The organism is Plastoroseomonas arctica, from assembly GCF_018128965.1.
In the GTDB taxonomy this organism is placed as follows: domain Bacteria; phylum Pseudomonadota; class Alphaproteobacteria; order Acetobacterales; family Acetobacteraceae; genus Plastoroseomonas; species Plastoroseomonas arctica.
Map to the genome: position 1 here is coordinate 56,032 of NZ_JAAEDH010000024.1, position 17,144 is coordinate 73,175.

The 17,144-nt window shown below is 70.1% G+C and carries 14 protein-coding genes and 1 pseudogene; 3 read left to right on the forward strand and 12 right to left on the reverse strand.

Features of this window, described 5'->3' with window-relative positions; translation table 11 throughout:
- Positions 1–27 precede the first annotated feature (27 nt).
- The 6 genes from GXW79_RS18140 to GXW79_RS18165 all read right to left on the reverse strand — a co-directional run bounded on the left by GXW79_RS18140 (position 28) and on the right by GXW79_RS18165 (position 9,589).
- Positions 28–987, reverse strand: a complete 960-nt coding sequence (locus GXW79_RS18140) for an oligopeptide/dipeptide ABC transporter ATP-binding protein (protein WP_211875853.1) — start codon at positions 985–987, stop codon at positions 28–30.
- Entirely contained in the window at positions 984–1,961 is a 978-nt protein-coding gene (locus tag GXW79_RS21525) for an ABC transporter ATP-binding protein (RefSeq protein ID WP_246504104.1), read from the reverse strand. Before GXW79_RS21525 ends, GXW79_RS18140 begins: the two co-directional genes overlap by 4 nt.
- The gene (locus tag GXW79_RS18150; RefSeq protein ID WP_211875854.1) at positions 1,958–2,806 is read right to left on the reverse strand and encodes an ABC transporter permease; all 849 of its coding nucleotides are present in this window, start codon (positions 2,804–2,806) and stop codon (positions 1,958–1,960) included. Before GXW79_RS18150 ends, GXW79_RS21525 begins: the two co-directional genes overlap by 4 nt.
- Before the next feature lie 3 nt (positions 2,807–2,809).
- Complete coding sequence (locus GXW79_RS18155) at positions 2,810–3,817, reverse strand: ABC transporter permease (RefSeq protein ID WP_211875855.1); 1,008 nt, start codon at positions 3,815–3,817, stop codon at positions 2,810–2,812.
- A gap of 313 nt (positions 3,818–4,130) precedes the next feature.
- A complete protein-coding gene (locus GXW79_RS18160) occupies positions 4,131–5,711 on the reverse strand; it encodes an ABC transporter substrate-binding protein (protein ID WP_211875856.1) in 1,581 nt (526 codons plus the stop codon).
- Positions 5,711–9,589 carry a hydantoinase B/oxoprolinase family protein gene (locus GXW79_RS18165; RefSeq protein ID WP_211875857.1) on the reverse strand — a complete coding sequence of 1,293 codons (3,879 nt, stop codon included), beginning with the start codon at positions 9,587–9,589 and terminating at the stop codon, positions 5,711–5,713. The genes GXW79_RS18160 and GXW79_RS18165 overlap by 1 nt, the downstream gene beginning before the upstream one ends.
- A gap of 100 nt (positions 9,590–9,689) precedes the next feature.
- On the opposite strand from GXW79_RS18165, the gene GXW79_RS18170 reads away from it, so the two are divergent.
- Positions 9,690–10,682: an alpha/beta fold hydrolase gene (locus tag GXW79_RS18170; protein ID WP_211875858.1), complete on the forward strand. Its 993-nt coding sequence runs from the start codon at positions 9,690–9,692 to the stop codon at positions 10,680–10,682.
- A complete protein-coding gene (locus tag GXW79_RS18175; protein WP_211875859.1) occupies positions 10,679–11,329 on the forward strand; it encodes a YdcF family protein in 651 nt (216 codons plus the stop codon). Before GXW79_RS18170 ends, GXW79_RS18175 begins: the two co-directional genes overlap by 4 nt.
- A 1-nt stretch (position 11,330) precedes the next feature.
- Here GXW79_RS18175 and GXW79_RS18180 read toward each other — a convergent pair whose 3' ends face one another.
- Positions 11,331–12,656 carry an NAD(P)/FAD-dependent oxidoreductase gene (locus tag GXW79_RS18180; protein WP_211875860.1) on the reverse strand — a complete coding sequence of 442 codons (1,326 nt, stop codon included), beginning with the start codon at positions 12,654–12,656 and terminating at the stop codon, positions 11,331–11,333.
- 70 nt (positions 12,657–12,726) lie between these two features.
- Between GXW79_RS18180 and GXW79_RS18185 the strand changes: the two genes are divergently transcribed.
- The gene (locus GXW79_RS18185; RefSeq protein ID WP_211875861.1) at positions 12,727–13,476 is read left to right on the forward strand and encodes a glycosyltransferase family 2 protein; all 750 of its coding nucleotides are present in this window, start codon (positions 12,727–12,729) and stop codon (positions 13,474–13,476) included.
- Here the strand turns inward: GXW79_RS18185 and fabG are convergent.
- The 5 genes and pseudogenes from fabG to GXW79_RS18210 all read right to left on the reverse strand — a co-directional run.
- Positions 13,457–14,158 (reverse strand): 3-oxoacyl-ACP reductase FabG, encoded by a 702-nt coding sequence (fabG, locus tag GXW79_RS18190; RefSeq protein ID WP_211875862.1) that lies wholly within the window; start codon positions 14,156–14,158, stop codon positions 13,457–13,459. The genes GXW79_RS18185 and fabG overlap by 20 nt on opposite strands.
- Entirely contained in the window at positions 14,155–14,562 is a 408-nt protein-coding gene (locus GXW79_RS18195; protein ID WP_211875863.1) for a phosphotransferase, read from the reverse strand. Before GXW79_RS18195 ends, fabG begins: the two co-directional genes overlap by 4 nt.
- Complete coding sequence (locus tag GXW79_RS18200) at positions 14,559–15,320, reverse strand: beta-ketoacyl synthase chain length factor (protein ID WP_211875864.1); 762 nt, start codon at positions 15,318–15,320, stop codon at positions 14,559–14,561. Before GXW79_RS18200 ends, GXW79_RS18195 begins: the two co-directional genes overlap by 4 nt.
- Positions 15,317–16,507, reverse strand: a complete 1,191-nt coding sequence (locus GXW79_RS18205) for a beta-ketoacyl-ACP synthase (RefSeq protein WP_246504105.1) — start codon at positions 16,505–16,507, stop codon at positions 15,317–15,319. The genes GXW79_RS18200 and GXW79_RS18205 overlap by 4 nt, the downstream gene beginning before the upstream one ends.
- Positions 16,508–16,511: 4 nt before the next feature.
- Positions 16,512–17,144 (reverse strand): annotated as a pseudogene (locus tag GXW79_RS18210) (MMPL family transporter); the annotation flags it as partial.

Sequence of the window (17,144 nt, forward strand, 5' to 3'; positions counted from 1 at the left end):
GGTGCGGGTCTCCGTTGATGGGCGATGCTACAGCGCGGCGCGCTTGGTGCCAGGCACAAGATGGCAGGCGACGGCGTGCCCCGTGGCCGCGATGCGCAAGGCGGGGGCATCCGTGCGGCAGCGTGGCTCCGCCAATGGGCAGCGCGGGTGGAAGGCGCAGCCGGAGGGCGGGACGGCGGGGTTGGGCGGCTCGCCGGGGGCGGCGGCCGCGATCTGGCCAAGGCGCGGGACGGAGGCGAGCAGCGCACGCGTATAGGGGTGCAGCGGTGCCCCCAGCACGGTGTTCGCCGGCCCCTGTTCGACGATGCGGCCGAGATACATCACGGCCACTTCCTCGCAGAGCAGCCGCACCACGGCAAGGTTGTGGCTGATGAACACCCAGGCGAGGCCGCGCGTGGCGCGGAGCGTCTCGAGGAATTCCAGGATCTGTGCCTGCACCGAGACGTCGAGCGCGGATGTGGGCTCGTCGAGCACCAGAAGTTCGGGTTCGGTGGCCAGCGCGCGAGCGATGCAGACGCGCTGCTTCTGGCCGCCCGAGAGCTCGTGCGGAAAGCGATTGAGAAATTCGGCGGTGAGGCCGACCTCGGCGAGCAGGGCGGCGACACGCGCGCGCAGCGCCGCACCGCGCGCGAGGTTCTGGATGATGAGCGGCTCGGCCACTGCGGCACCGGCGGTGAGGCGCGGGTCGAGTGCTGCGGAGGGGTTTTGATGGATGATCTGCATGCGCCGCCGCAGCGGCCGCAACGCGCGTTCCGGAATGCGCGTGATGTCGGTGCCGGCGAAGCTGATGCGGCCGGCGGTCGCAGGCGTGAGGCGCAGCAGCAGCCGCGCCAGGGTGGACTTGCCGCAGCCGCTCTCGCCCACCAGCCCCAGCGCAGCACCCGGCGTGAGGGCGAGATCGACATCGGCCACCGCCGTAACCGTGCGGCCTTGCTTCAGGGCATAGGTCTTGCCCAGGCCCTGGGCGAGGAGCAGTGGCGTGGTCATGCGTGGTGGCACGCCACGGTGTGCGCCGGGGCGAGCGCGCGCAGCGCCGGCTTCTCCACGCCACAGCGCGCCGTCGCGATCGCGCAGCGCGGATGGAAGCGGCATCCCGGCGGCGGGTTGCGCAGGCTTGGGATGGAACCGGGGATGCCGCGTGGCCGGTGTGCGGGGTTGTCGAGGTCCGGCAGCGCAGCCAGCAGGCCCTGCGTATAGGGGTGGCGCGGGGTGGCGAGCAGTGTGGCCGTGGGCGCGTCCTCCACCACCGTGCCGGCATACATCGCCGCGACGCGCGCGCAGCTCGCCGCGATTACGCCGAGGTCGTGGCTGATGAGCATCAGCGTCAGCCCGCGCTGCGCCACAAGTGCTGCGATCAGTGCGAGAATTTGCGCCTGGACCGTTACGTCGAGCGCGGTGGTTGGCTCATCCGCCACGAGCAGCGTCGGCTCGCCCGCGAGCGCCATGGCGATGAGGACGCGCTGGCGCATGCCGCCCGAAAGCTGGTGCGGCCGTGCATCCAGCAACCGCTCGGGTTCGGGCAATCCGACCGAGGCGAGCAGCGTGGCGGACCGTGCGTGCGCCTCGCGTGCCGAACGCCGCGGTGCATCCCCCGCGCTGTCTTGCCCGTGCAGCACATCGGCCATCTGCGTGCCGATGTTCAGCAGCGGGTTGAGGAAGGCGGCGGGGTCCTGGAACACCATCGCGATGCGCCGCCCGCGCAGCCGCCGCAGTGCGGCGTCCGGCATGGCCAGGATGTTCTCGCCCTCGAAGCGGATGGTGCCCGAGACGACGCGCGCCGGCGGCGCCGGATTGAGCCGCAACAGGGATCGCGCGAGCACGGATTTGCCGCAGCCGGTTTCACCCACGATGCCCAGCGTTTCGCCGCGCGCCACGTCGAGCGTGATGCCGTCCAGCACATGCGCCGTGCCCTCGAACCCATCGAAGGCGAGGCGGTAGTCGTCAATCGAAAGCAGCGTCATCCGCGGTTGCTGCGCGGGTCGAGGATATCGCGCAACCCGTCGCCAAGCAGGTTGAAGCCCAGCACGCTCGCATAGATCAGCGCGCCGGGGCAGATCGCGTACCACCACCAGTCGGGGAGGTAGCCGCGCGCGATGGAGATCATCGCGCCCCATTCCGGCGTCGGCGGCTTCGCCCCGAGGCCGAGGAAGCCGAGCGAGGCGATCGCGAGGATCGCCTGCCCGATATCCATGCTCATCTTCACGATGAGGGGCGAAAGGCTGTTCGGCAATACATGCCGCCACAGGATGCGCACCTGCGACGCCCCCGCCGCACGCGCCGCCTCGATGAAGGGTTCTTCGCGGATGGCCAGCGCCTTCGATTCCGCAATCCGCACATAGCCCGGCCACCACACCAGGATCAGCGCGATCATCGCATTGCCGATCCCCGGCCCCAGCGCCGCAACCAGCGCGATCGCCAGCACCAGCCCTGGCACCGACAGGAACAGATCGGTCAGCCGCATTATCGCCTCGCGCAGACCGCCGCCCGCGGTGCCGGCGAGGATGCCCAGCGGCACGCCGATCAGCGCCGCGGCCAGCGGAATCGCAATCCCCACCAGCAGCGACAGCCGCGCGCCGATGATCACCCGCGTGAGGATGTCGTTCCCCACCTCATCGGTACCGAACCAATGTGCTGCGCTCGGCGGCTGCAGCTTGTTGGTGAGGTTGACCGCGCCCAGCACGTCATCCGGATAGGGCACGATGAACGGGCCGAGGAGCGCCAACGCGATGATCATCGCGACCAACGCCAGCCCAAGCATCGTCCCAAAGCTGCGGCGAACGAGATGCACCGCCAGGCGCGCGCGCATGCCTCAGGCTTCCCTGATGCGCGGGTCGAGCGCGCCGTAGAGCAGGTCCACCACCAGGTTCGCGATCATGAAGTTGAGGCCCACGATCAGCGTCACGCCCATCACCGGCTTGAAGTCGCCCGAGATCGCCGAGGACACCGCGTAGAGCCCGATCCCCGGCCAGTCGAATACCGTTTCCACCAGCACCGTGCTGCTCATCATCCAGCCCCAGCGCAGCCCGATGATCGCGAGCGTTGGCAGCATCGCATTCTTCAGCGCATGCACCGTGACGATGCGCCATCGCGCGACGCCATGCGCCCGCGCCGCGGTGATGTGGTCCGCGCGCAACGCCTCCACCATCTCCGAGCGGTTCACGCGCAAGATGGATGCAAGGCACGGCAGCGACAGAACAATCGCCGGCAGGATCAGATAGGACATCGCCTCGCCGAACAGCGCGCCATTCCCGCGCAGCAGCGAGTCCACCAACAGCAACCCGGTGACCGGTGCGGCAGGCTCGGTGAACACTGACAACCGCCCGCTCGTCGGCAACCATCCCAGGCTCGACGCAATCCCCAATTGCAACAGCAACCCGAACCAGAACGGCGGCAAGGCAATCCCCGACACGGCCAGAATGCGCGTCCCGTGATCCACCCAGCGATCCCGATACACCGCCGACAAAACGCCCAACGGAATGCCCAGCAGAATCCCGAGAGTCATCGCAACCAGGCAAAGCTCCAGCGTTGCGAAAAAATACCGTGCCAGATCCTGGCCCACCGGACGCCCCGTCGCGACCGAGCGGCCGAAATCCCCGCGCGCCAAGTCACCAACATACCGCAGGAACTGCTCATGCAACGGCCGGTCCAGCCCATACTCCCGCCGCGCCGCCTCGATCTGCGCGCGGCCGGCATCCGGCCCCGCCGCCAAGGCCGCGGGGTCAGACGGCGCCACGTTCGCGATGACGAAGGTCATGCAAATCAGGCCGAACAACATCACCACGGCCAAGGCCGCACGCCGCACCAGGTAGCGGATCATGGGGAGTGCGGGAGGGAAGCAAGGCCAGGGGCTCTGCCCCTGGACCCCGCGAGGATCGTGTCGATCCTCGACCTCCCTTTATTGGTTCTTGGATGGGTGAGGGCGTCTCGCCGGAGGCGAGGCGGGTTGGGGAGGGGGCGCCCGGAGTGCGCTACGGCGAAGCGAACGCCCTCGACGCGCCCCCTCCCCAACCCGCCCCATTCAGCAAGCACACCCCTCCCCAACCCAGAACCACAAAGGGAGGGGTCCGGGGATCGACACGATCCCCGGCGGAGGTTTGGAGGCGGAGCCTCCATGCTTGCTCCCTCCCGCATCACCCTTCGATCCACACCGGGTACAGGTCGATTTCGCCGGTGAAGCGGATCGGCGAGAATTCGAATCCTTTGACGTAATCGCGCATGGCCCAGGTGCGGTTGGCGATCATGCCGAAGAGTTCGGGTTGGTCGGCGACGATCTGGCGTTGGATGTCGGCGTAAAGTGCGAGGCGCGCGGCTTCGTCGGTCATGCCGCGGGCTTGTCCGATCATGCGGGAGACGTCGGCGTTGTCGTAGTGGGACATGCCGTAATACAGGCCCCAGGAATCGCGGTGGTATTGGTAGGCGACGGTGTCGGGGTCGGTGCCCACGGGTGTGACGTAAATCGATGTCATGTGTGGTGCGGTATCAGGCTTGGAGCCGCGTGCGACCATGGTGGTCCAGGGCTGGCCTACGATGTTCACGCGGATGTTGAGCGGGCGGAGGCTGTCGAGCAGGGCGAGGCCGATGCGGCGCGGGTCTTCGAGGCCTTGGACGTGGACGTATTCCAGCTCGATGTTGCCATTGGGGAAGCGGGATTGGGCGAGGAAGCTGCGGGCCTTTTCCAGGTCTCGGCGCGGGATGCCGGGGACAGGGATGTGGCCGGCCATGCCTGGCGGGAAGGGGCTGTCCATCAGGCGCGCGCCGCCATTGTGGATGGTGATCAGCGCGTCGTAGTCAAAGGCGAAGGCGATGGCGCGGCGGAGGTTGGCGTCCGCAGTCGGCCCTTCGGCGCAGTTGAACTTGATGCCGAAGCAGGTGAAGCCGGGATGGTCCTCGGGGCGGATGCCGGGCAGGCGCGCGAGCTGACCCATGTCGTCGGGGGAAAAGTTGGTGCCGATGTCGATCTCGCGCCGTTGGAGTGCCGCGCGGCGCGGCGCGGCTTCGCGCAGGATGCGGTAGATGATGCCGGAGAGGCGGTTGGCCTCGCCCATCGGCCAGCCTTTCCAGTAGTCGGGCACGGTATCCATGTGGATGAGCGTGTTGGCGTCGAAGCGGCGCAGCTTGAAGGGGCCGGAACCGGCTTCGTTTTCCGTGAGCCAGGCGCGGCCTTCGTCGTTGTTGACCGTGTTCGCGATGACCTGCTTCGGGTTCACGATGTACCACCACGGCACATAGCTCATGAAGGGCGCGAAGGGCCGTTCGAGGGTGAAGCGCACGGTACGCGGATCCACCGCGACGATGCCTTCGGGTTTGAGGAAATCCTTCAGCATCCAGGCGATGCCGGCGTTCAGGCGCAGGCCGCGCGCGAAGGAATAGACGACGGCCTCCGCATCCACCGGATCGCCATTGTGGAATTTTGCTCGGGCGTCGAGGTGGAAGGTATAGGTGAGTCCATCGGCCGAAGCGTCGTAGCGCTCGGCAAGCCACGGGATGATGCGCGGCGGCGAGCCCACGTATTTCAGCAGCCCATCATAGACGGATTGCTGGATCATGCGCGTGGACCAGTCGTAGCGCACATGCGGGTCGAGGTTCGGCACCGCCTGGTTGCCGGCGAAGACGAGCACCTTGCGGTTGCCGTCGCGCTCGAAAGACCAGGCGGCGGAAGGCAGCGCGGCGAGGGCTGCGGCGCCGTGGAGGATGCTGCGGCGTGTGGTCATCATTCGGCTCCCGTGGCGGGTTCGAGGGGCGCGCGGTGGCGCGCGGTGGCGATGGGGTCGATGCGGCCATCGGGGGTCAACACGCAGGCGTAATCGCGCATCGCACCTTCGCGCGTGATGTACCCGTCCTCGAGATCGGCGGCGATCGCGTCAAGGTCGCGCGCGGATGCGGGACCGAAGCCGGAGCCACCGGCGATCTGCGCCTCGATCACCGTGCTGGCGGCGGTGAGCGTGACCATCTCACCGGTGGTGACGTTGTGCGGCGTCGCGTCGGGACGATGCACAAGGCCATAGGCGGCACCACCTGGCGCGCCGCCGAACAGGCCTTCGACGGTGAGGCCATAGCCTTCGGGGAACAGGCCGATGGAGACGGGTTCGCCATCATCGAGCCGCCGCGCCTTCATGCGCTGGCCGAGGCCGCCGCGCATGGTGCCTGGGCCGCCGGTATCGGCGACCAGCGTCTTCTCCAGGATCAGCACCGGCATGCGCGATTCGAGCAATTCGACGGGCGTGTTGGCCGCGGACGTTGGAAACAGTAGCCCTGATTTTCCATCCTGCCGCTGCGAGGCGCCCTGGCCGCCGCCCATGAAGAAATGGTCCGACGCGACACGCCCAAAATTGTTGCGGCCGTAGAAGCCGAAGGCCTTCGGCATGCCGGTGAAGGCCTGCACCTTGTCGGGGATCGCCGGAGCCAGCGCGCGATAGAGGTTGGGCCCGATCCACCAGGAAATGCGCGTGCGATGCGCCACCGCCGCGGGCGGATCGCAGTTGAGCGCCGTATGCGGCGGTGCGCTGATCGCGAGTGGGGCGTAGCACCCCGCATTGCCGCGGATGGCGGGCGTGAGCATGCATTTCAGCGGGTAGCTGGAATGGCCCATCGTCACGTTCATGGTGCAGTTCACGCCGCCGCGCGGTTCCTCCGCCGGCGTGTCGAAGTGCTCGACATGGATGGTCTCGCCGGCCTTGTGGACGCGCAGCGAGAAGCGGCGGATTTCCTTGTGCGGCCGGCTTTCCAACGAGGATTCATAGACGCCATCCGGCACTGCCGCGATCGCCGCGCGCGTCGCCGCCTCGCTGCGCCCCTGCACCACGGCGGCGAGTGCGGCGAGGTCCGCCATGCCGTATTCGGTCATGAAGGCATCGAGCCTGCGCGCGCCCAGCGCGTTCGCGGTGATCATCGACTGCACGTCGCCTAGCACCTGGTCCGGGTTGCGGACATTGGCGTGGATCATGCGCAGCAGGGTCTTGTCCGGTAACCCGGCGGCGTAGAGTTTCTGCGGCGGAATCAGCAGCCCTTCGTCAAATAGTTCCGTCGCCGCAGTGGGGTCCTTCACGCCGCCGATATCGCTGACATGCCCGACCGTGCCCAACACTGCGACCAGGCGCCCCTGGTGGAACACCGGCGTCACCAGCGCGATGTCAAACAGGTGCCCCGCGCACAGCCACGGGTCGTTGGTGACCAGCACGTCGCCTTCGCGCAGCGTCTCTGTCGGGAAGTGTTCGAGCAGCGCCTTCACGCAGCGGGTGAGGGTGAGGTTGAACAGCGGCATCGCGCGCGGCGAATGCGCCAGCGGATTGCCCTGCGGGTCCAGGATCTCGTTGGCAAAATCCTGGCTCTCCGAGATGATGAGCGAATAGGCGGTGCGGCACACCGTCTGCCACATCTCCTCGACGATGGAGATCAGGCGGGACCACATGATCTCGAGCCCGATCGGGTCGGCTTCGATGCGCGCCTTTGCGACGGCGAGCGTCATGCCCGGCGTGACCAGCGCCTCGGCCGCGCGGGCGGCGCCAACCTGGATGCGGAGGTTGCGTGCGGGGTCGATGGTGAGGCTGTCGTTTGGCCCGATGATGGTGGTTGCCTCGCGCTCCTCGATGATGGCGGGGCCGGGCAGGGTGGTGCCGACGGCGAGCGCGTAGCGGTCATAGACGGCGGTCTCATGCCAGGCGCCATCGAAATACGCGCGTCGCCCACCCTTGCGCGCGGGGCCGGTGGTGTCGCCCGCGACGGCGCCGGAGATGGCGATCTCCGGCTCGGGTCCGGTGACGCGCACGCGCAGTGCGAGGAACTCGATCTCCGCGCCATCGACGACGCGGGTGTAGAGCGCGCGATAGGCCTCGGCGAAGGCATCCGCGAGCGCGGGCAGCGAGGCGGCGGCGAGTGCGCCCTCGGGCAGCGGCACCGCGATCTGGTGCAGCTGGCCCAGCAGCCGCATCTCGGCGCTGCGCGCGACGCGCATGTTGCCGGCCGCGACGCCGGCGGCCGCGAGGCGCGCCCGGGCCTCGGATTCCAGCGTGGCCAACGTGGCGTTTGCCGCCGCCCAATTGGTGCCCGCACCCAGCGGCATCAGCGCGCTGCGCGACTGCTCGAAGGCCAGCGGTGCCGCCAGGAACCCAAGCGCGGAGGCAGCCCCCGAGGCCGGCGGGATCAGCACCTCGGTGATGCCCAGGATGCGCGCGACATCGGCGGCGTGCGCGGGGCCGGCGCCGCCGAAGGCGACCATCGCGTGCCCGCGCGGGTCGCGGCCCTTCTCGACCAGGTGGATCCGCGCGGCCCCGGCCATCGCTTCGCAGACGACGGCATGGATGCCCGCCGCGGTCGCAATCGCGGACAGGCCCAGCTTTGCGCCCAACGTCGCCAGCGCGCGCTCGGCCGCCGGCACGTCCAGCGCCATGGTGCCGCCGAGGAAGAAGCCCGGGTCGTAATAGCCCAGCAGCAAATTCGCATCCGTGACGGTGACGCTCTCCCCGCCGCGCCCATAGCAGGCCGGCCCCGGATCGGCGCCGGCCGAATGCGGGCCGACCTTCAACAACCCTGTCTCGTCGATGCCCGCGATGGACCCGCCGCCGGCGCCGATCTCAATCATGTCCACCACGGGCGCGCGGATCGGCAGGCCGGAGCCGCGCTTGAAGCGGTGCACGCGCGCCGCCTCCATCATCGGCGCGACGGCCGCGGCCCCGTGTTCGATCAGGCAGGCCTCGGCCGTGGTGCCGCCCATGTCGAAGGCGAGCGCGTCGGGCAGCCCGGCCTCGCGCGCAAACAGCACGGTGGCCAGCGCGCCGCCGGCCGGGCCGGATTCCAATAGCCGGATCGGAAAGGCGCGCGCCGTCTCGGGCGCGCAGAGCCCGCCATCGGATTGCATCAGCCGCAGCGTGCCCGCAAAACCTTGCGCGGCGAGCTCACGCGTGAGGCGCCCGATGTAGCGATCCATCAAAGGCTGCACGAAGGCATTCGCGCAGGTGGTCACGCTGCGCTCGTATTCACGGATTTCCGGCGCGACCTCCGAGGAGAGGCTCACCGCCACACCCGGAAACGCCTCGCGCAGGATCGCACCCGCTGCCTGCTCATGCGCGGCATTCGCGTAGCTGTGCAGGAACACCACGGCGATCGCGGTGCATCCCTCCGCCACCAGCCGCGCGCCTTCCGCGCGCACCGCGCTCGCATCCAGCGGCGTCACCACGCGGCCATCATGGGCGATGCGCTCGGTGATCTCGATGCGCCGGCGGCGTGGCACCAGCGGGTCCGGAAAGCGCAGGAACAGATCGTAGATGTCGTAGCGCTGCTCGATCCCGAATTCGAGCGTGTCGCGGAATCCCCGCGTCGTCAGCAGGCCAAGCACCGCCCCGCGTCGCTCGATCAGTGCATTGGTGACCAGCGTCGTCCCGTGCAGCAGCTCGCCGATATCGGCCACCGCGATGCCCGCTTCCGCACAGATCGCAGCGATGCCGGCGAGCGCCCCCTCGGCCGGATCCTGCGGCGTGGTGAGGCATTTGTGCAGCCGGATGGCGCCGGTCGCGGCATCGAGCAGCACGAAATCGGTGAAGGTGCCGCCGATGTCGAAGCCCAGGCGGTAGCGGGTGGCGGGGGGCGGGGCCATGGCAAGTCCTTCGGAACGCGAACGGTGCAGCAAGCATCATGCCGCCATGCGGGCCGGGGCTGGCAAGGGGGCAAGGGCGACCCCATACTCGCGCTCGCCCATGAACCGCCGCACGCTGCTCGCCGCACTTCCTGCCCTGTCCGCCTGCACCCCCGTGGTGCTGCCGATGGGGCCGCCGCGCACCCAGCCGATGGTGGAGGGCGAGGTGCTGGTGATGGCGGATGGCGCGCGCCTTCCGCTGCGCTCCTGGCTGCCCGAGGATGCGCCCCGCGCCGTGGTGCTCGGCCTGCACGGCTTCAACGAATATGCGCGCAGTTTTCTCGCCGACCCCGCGCCGCTGTTCAACGCGCGCGGCGTGGCGCTGTACGGCATCGACCAGCGCGGCTTCGGCGCGGCACCCAATCGCGGCTACTGGGCCGGGCATGAGACGCTCGCGGCCGATGCCACCACCGCCTGCGCCCTGCTGCGCGCGCGCCACCCGGGCGTGCCCCTGGTGCTGATGGGCGAGAGCATGGGCGGCTCGGTCGCGATGCTCGCCGCGACCGGCCCCACACCGCTCGCCGCCGATGCGCTGGTGCTGCTGGCCCCAGCGGTATGGGGGCGAAACACCATGTCGGGCGCGCTGCGCTTCGCCCTCTCGCTCGCCGCCGTCACGCTGCCGGCCGCGATCCTGAGCGGCGGCGTCGCCGGCGTGGTGCCCACCGACAACCAGGCCTCGCTGATCCGCTGGTCACGGGACCCGCTGATCCTGCGCCAGACGCGCGTCGACGCGGCGCTCGGGCTGGTCGACCTGATGGATGCGGCGGTGGCGGCTGCTCCGAGGCTGGGGGCGGATGGCAAGCCGGCGCTGATCCTCTATGGCGGACGCGACCTGCTGGTGCCGCCCGAGCCGACGCGGGCGGTGCTGGACACGCTCGACCCCGCGGCGCCCGTCATGGTGGGTTTCTACCCGACCGGCTTCCACCAGCTGCTGCGCGACCGTGGCGGTGCCGCGGTAGCCGAGGACGTGCTCGCCTGGCTGCAGGCCCCCTATGCCGCGCTGCCCTCCGGCGCGCGCGAGGCCGGCATCGCGTGGCGCACCCAGGCGTCTTGAGGCGGCAGCCCTTTCTCGGGCCGGATGGCGCGTTCACCGCGCTGCTGTCGCTACTCGTCGTGCTGGGCAGCCTCGGCGTTACGCTGCTGCTGGTGTTCACCCAGGTGCGGCGCGTGGCGCGGGCGTCGCCCGTGACGGGGCAGGGCGCGCGCGCGCTGGTGCTGGGCTTTCGCCTGACCGGCGGCGCCCCCTGTGCCGTCTACCAGGCGCGGCTGCTGCGCGCGGCAAGGCTGGCCGCCGATGATCCGCGCATGGTCCTGGTGCTGCTCGGCGGCGTGACGGATGGCAACACCGTCTCCGAGGCGGCCGCTGGGCGCGACTTCCTGTCCGCGCACGGCGTCGCCACCTCCCGCGTCGTCGTGGAGGAGGCGTCGCGCCACACGCTGGAGAACCTACGCGCCTACCGCGAGGGCTTCGCGCCGGCGCCGACACCCGACCTGCTGGTCACCAGCCGCGCGCATCTCGCGCGTGGCCTGGCCATGGCGGAAGGGCTCGGGCTGCGCCTGGTGCCCTGCGCAGCGGAGGACGCGCCGCGCGTGCCGTTCGTCGCTTTGCTGCGTGAAGCCGTACTGCTGCACTGGTACCAGGTGGGGTCTGTCTTCGCGCATGCGACGAACAACCGCCACATGCTCGCGCGCATCCGCTAGATCAGGCGGCGCGCGAAATCCGCTCCATACCCTTTGCACCGGGCCGGTAGCCGAACCAGCGCGCGACCTTCAGGCCGTAGTAGCAGGCCTTGAAGGCGATCACCGGCAGCTGCCGGTTGGTGTTGGAATGCACGTCGCCGGCCAGCAGGCTCACCAGCCCCTCGCGCATGCGGAAACGGTTGCGCGGCTCCATGAACATGTCGCGCAAGGTCGGGTCGTTGATCTTGTAGATCAGCCACGACAACGACCCGATCGCGCGACGCACCTTGTGCTCGAAGGCGCGCATCTGGGGCACGGCGGCCGCGCGGTCATCAAGCCAGGTGTCGACCGCCTCCGCACCCATCTCCGCACTCGCCATCGCCAGCAGCACGCCTGAGGAGAAGACCGGGTCGACGAAGGCGAAGGCGTCGCCCGCCATCAGCCATCCATCGCCGGTCATGGTCTTCGAGGCGTAGGAGTAGTTGCCCGTCATGGTGGTGGGCGTCATGCGCTCCGCATTCGCCATCCGCCGCGCCATCGAGGGCGTGGCAGCGATGGTGGCGGCGAGGAAATCATCGATCTCGCCCGTACGGCGCTTGAAGAAGCCCTGGTTGGAGACGCAGCCCACGCTCATCACATCGCCGGGCAGCGGGATCATCCAGAACCAGCCGTGCTCGAAAAGGTGGATGGTGATGTTGCCATCTTCCGCCTCGGCGAAGGGCGCCACGTTGCGGAAATGCGCGAACATCGCCGCGGTGTTGTTGTGCGGGTTGCGCTGCTTCACCTGCATATGCGCGGCGAGGAAGGTGTCGCGACCCGATGCGTCGATGACGAAGCGTGCATGCCAGGCGTGCTGCTCGCCCTCGGCATCGGTGGCCAGGATGCGGTGGCCGCGCGCGCTGTCGAGCTGCACGTCGGTGACGCGCATGCCCTCCCGCGTCTCGGCGCCGAGCTCGCGCGCGCGGGCGAACAGCAGCGCGTCGAGATCGGCGCGCTTGACCTGGTAGCTGTAGGTGTAGGCCTGGTTCAGCCCCTGCGCGAAGTTGAAGGTCACGTGCTTGCCGTGCTCGTCCGAGACGAAGCGCGCTCCGGGCTTGTACACGCCGATCGCGGCCACGCGCTCGCGGATGCCGAGCGTGTCGAACACGCGAAGATTCTGTGGCAGCAGCGATTCGCCGATATGGAAGCGCGGGTGGCGATCCTTCTCGATCAGCACCACGCTCCGCCCCTTCGCCGCGAGGATGGCCGCCGCCGTGGATCCGGCCGGGCCGCCGCCGATGATGAGCACATCGCAGGTCCTGAGCTCGGATCCGGACAGGCTTTCGGTGCTGGACGCGTCGAGCGGCATGGGGCGCCTTTGGCAGGAAGGTTGATACTTGTCATAATCAAAACGATCAACCGCGGCAAAGCAAGACACGATGAACGCGGCGCAATCCGAGATCGCGATCGTGATCCCCGCCTACCAGGAATCGGCAACCATCGCGACCATCATCGCCGGCGTCCGGGCGGCGATGCCGACGGCCGTGCTGCTCATCGTCGATGACGGGTCCACCGACGGCACCGGCGCCATCGCGGAGGCCGCCGGCGCGCGCGTGCTGCGCCCGAGCGCCAATGCCGGCAAGGGTGCCGCGCTGCGCAACGGCATGCGCGCGGCCATGGCGGAGGGGGCCACCTGGGTGCTGACGATGGATGCCGATGGCCAGCATCGTGCTCAGGACCTGCCGAGGCTGGTCGCGGTCGCGCTCGCCACACCGCGCGCCATCATCATCGGCTCACGACGTGCGGACCAGGCCAATGCGCCGGCGGCGCGGAGGCGCGCGAATCGCGTTGCGGATTTCTGGGTCTCCTGGGCGGCCGGATGCTTCATCGCCGATTCGCAGAGCGGGTTTCGCGCCTACCCCGCGGTCGCTCTGCAATCGCTCGATCGGTACGAGGGGCGCTCGCAGCGGTTCTCGTTCGAAAGCGCGATCCTGATCGACGCGGCGCGGGATGGCTTCGCGATTCACGCCATCGACATTCCGGCGCTCTATGGCGCGATGCAGCGGCACAGCCATTTCCGGCCCGTGGCCGACATCACGCGCATCGTGCTGATGGTCGCCGGTCGGCTGCTGGCCTGGGGCATGTATCCGCAGGGGCTGTGGCGCAGCCTCAGGCCGCCCCGCCATTGATGCCGATGCATTGCCCCGTGATGTAGCCGGCGCGGTCGGAGCAGAGAAACGCCGTGAGGTCGGCGACCTCAGCCGGCGTGCCGGCACGGCGCGCGGGGACCAGCGCGCGGATGCGCTCAGGGCTGAAGGCTTCCGCGGCGGGGCTCTCGATGATGCCTGGCGCGATGGCGTTCACCGTGACGCCGCGCGCCGCGACCTCCTGGCTGAGCGACTTCACCGCGCCGATCAGCCCTGCCTTGGCGGCGGCATAGTTCGCCTGCCCGCGATTGCCGACCACGCCCGAGAGCGAGGCCATGGCGACGATGCGGCCCCACCGCGTCGCCATCATCGGCAGCAGCAACGGGCGTGCGGCGTGGAAGAAGCCGTCGAGCGAGACGGCGATGGCGCGGTGCCATTGTTCAGGGCGCATTCCGGCCATCGGCGCGTCGTCATGCACGCCGGCATTGTGGACCAGGATCTGGAACGGGTTCTCCGCCGCCAACGGCTCGAGTGCCGCCGCCGTCACCGCGTGGTCGGTGATGTCGAAGCCGATCGCCAGGCCGCCGAGCTCCGCCGCAAGCGCCTGCGCACCGGCGAGGTTGGCATGGGCATGGATGGTCACATGCACGCCTTCGCCAGCGAGCGCGCGGCAGATCGCAGCCCCGATCGGGCTCGCCCCGCCGGTCACCAACGCGCGCCTCATGCGGGCAGCATCACGGTGGCCTGGCCTTCGAGCAGCGTCGCGCCGGCGGCAGCGATGCGAAAACTGTAGATAAGCCCCGCACGCTCCCGCGCCAGCGCCGTCGCGCTGACTTCGAGCGGCGCATCGATATCGTCGAGCCGCGCGACGGCGAGCGTGAGGCCGCGCACCGCCGAGAGGAACCCCGCCCGCTGGGCGGCACCATCGAGCAGCGCGCCATGCAGCGCCATCGCCTGCCCGGCATATTCCACGCCCGCGATGGCGGGCAGCAGCCCATCCCGGCGCAGCGGGTTGGTCGTGTCACTGTGCGAGGTCGCGGTGCACAGGATGTGTTCCGCATCGTGCCGCGTGACGGCGCCGAGCAGGCACATGGCGCCCTGGTGCGGGATCAGAGCGGCGATGCTCAAGGCGTGAGCTCAACGCGCAGATGCGCATCGTCCAGCATCGCGAAGCGCAGCACCGCGGGACGCCCGGCCGCAAGCGCGGCCAGCAGCGGCAGGCCGCGCGCGCAGGGATTGTCCAGCGCGAGCGGCGCCTCGTCGCAAGGCTCCGCCGCGTATGAAATTCGCAATCCCGGCCGCGCCTCGCCCGGGGCGAGCACCAGCGCGAGCCCGAAGGCGCAGGCGGTCGGGCGCTTGGCCGCGAGCGGCGGGTCGAGCGGCGTGTCGGAGGCGCAGAACAGCACCGGCTGCCCGGTCGCCGCCACCTGGATCGCGGCCTGCAGCAGGCCCGAGGCGAACACCCAGTCATGGCCTCCCACGCTGGTCGAGGCGCGCTGCGATCCGGCGGCGATTCCCCAGTATCCGGCCGCCGCATTGTGCACACTGTTGTGGAATTGGGTGGGCGAGATCGCGACCTCGCTCTCCTGCAGCGCGGCGAGGATGGAGCCGATCACCTGGCCATCACCATTGGAACTGGCGAACAGCGTGTCGAGCGATTCCGGCGGCAGCCCGCTCGCCTCGGCGGCCTCGGTCGCGAGTGCAAGGGCGAGGCGCACGGCGGGGCTGGTGCGGCGGCGTTCGGTGGCGGCGAGCAGGGCGGGCGGCGGCGGGGTGAAAGGCGTCGCCTCCCACGGTACATCGCCGGCGAGGACGGCACGCGACGCAGCCCAGCCGGCCAGGCCCGGACCCAGCACCGCGATGCCGCGCACCGAGAGCGCGATCACGCCAAGCGCCCGATGACGAGGGATACGTTGCTGCCACCGAATCCAAAGGCGTTCTTCAGCACGCGATCGACCCGACCGGTGCCGTTGCCGACCGCGATGCGCGTGGCGAAACCAGGATCCCCGGCCTCGATGTTGAGGCAGCCGGGGATCAGCCCGTCCTCGATGCAGAGGCCGGCGAACACCGCCTCCAGCGCGCCCGAGGCGCCCAGCGTATGCCCGGTGTAGCCCTTGGTGCTGCTGGCCGGCACGGCGTCGCCGAACAGCTGCGCGATGGCGCGGTCTTCCATCGCGTCATTGGCCCGGGTGCCGGTGCCGTGCATGGAGACGAAGTCGATCTGGGCCGGCGCAAGCCCCGCCGAGGCGAGGGCGGCGCGCATCGCCGCAAGCGCGCCGAGCCCGTCCGGATGTGGCGAGGACATGTGGTGCCCGTCGCTCGACGCCCCGGCGCCAAGGAGGCCCAGCCCGCCCGAGTCGCGCGGCGTGGCGCGTTCCAGCAGCAGCAGCCCGGCCGCCTCGCCGATGCATATGCCATCCCGGTCGGCGCTGCACGGCCGGCAGGCACCGCGGGAGAGAAGTTCGAGCGAGGCGAAGCCGTGCAGCGTCAGCCGGCACAGGCTGTCCGCGCCACCCGCGACCACGGCATCGGCGATGCCCACCTCGATCATCCGCGCCGCCTCGAGCAGGGTCAGCGCGCCGGAGGTGCAGGCCGTGGAGATGGACAGCGCGGGCCCGCGCAGCCCGAGCCGCGCGCGGACATAGCGCGGCAGCGAATGCAGGTCGTGCGTGCGCGCATAGTCGAACGACGCCGGCAGAGCGCCCTGCGCGTCGCGCTGGGCATAGCCGCGCTCGGTCTCCTCGATGCCCGAGGTGCTGGTGCCGAGAATGACGGCGACGCGCGCGGCACCCAGGCGCTCGCGCGCATCGAGCACCGCGGCCGCAAAGCCATCGAGACGGAGGGCCGCCTCGGCGATGCGGTTGTTGCGGCAGTCGAAGGCGGCGAGCGGTTCTGGGATCGGCGCCAGGTCGGCGTCGCGGAGCTGCCCGGTCCAGATGCCCGTCGGCATGCCGGGCAGGGTGCAGGGCGCCAACCCGCCACGCCGCGCATGCAGCGCCGCGCGCGTCTCGGCGAGACCGGTGCCGATGGCGCTGATCGCCGTCATCGCGGTGATGCGAAGGGGGGTCATCATGGCATTATGTCGTGCGCGCCCGGCGTGGCGCCAGTATGGCGGCGAGCAGGAAGGCAAACACCACCCCGAGTGCGACTGTCAGCCCGATGCTGCGCAGCACCGGCGTGGCGCAGAAGGCGAGCAGGCCGAAGGTCAGCAGCGTGGCCAGCATGCAGGTCAGCACCGCGGCCAGGGTGCGTGCCAATTCCGGCGCTGGCGTGCCGTCGTCGAGCCCGCGCAGGAACAGCGCGTAGTCGAGCGCGATCCCGGCCAGCAGCAGGCAGGCGGCCAGGTGGAAAAGGTTCAGCCGCTCGCCGAGGGCCGAAAGGCTCGCGATGGTGAGCAGCAGCGCGCCGGCGATCGGCAGCGCCGCCCGCAGCCCGGCGCCAAGCCCGCCAAGGCCGATGGCGAGCATGGCCAGCACGAGCGCCCCACCGAGCCCGGCCGCGAGCCCGGCGCGCAGCGAGGCGTCGCCGAGCAGGGTGCTCAGCTCGCCGCGCAGGTCGATGACCAGGGCACCCGGCTCGCCGGCGAGTGCAGCGCGCAAGGCGGCCTGGTCGGTGAGGCCCGCGGGCAGCATCAGCGCGTGCCAACCCGCCGCGTCCCGGTCCAGCAGCGGCGCGATGCGGGCGGCGAGCGCGCTGCCCGGGGCGAGGTC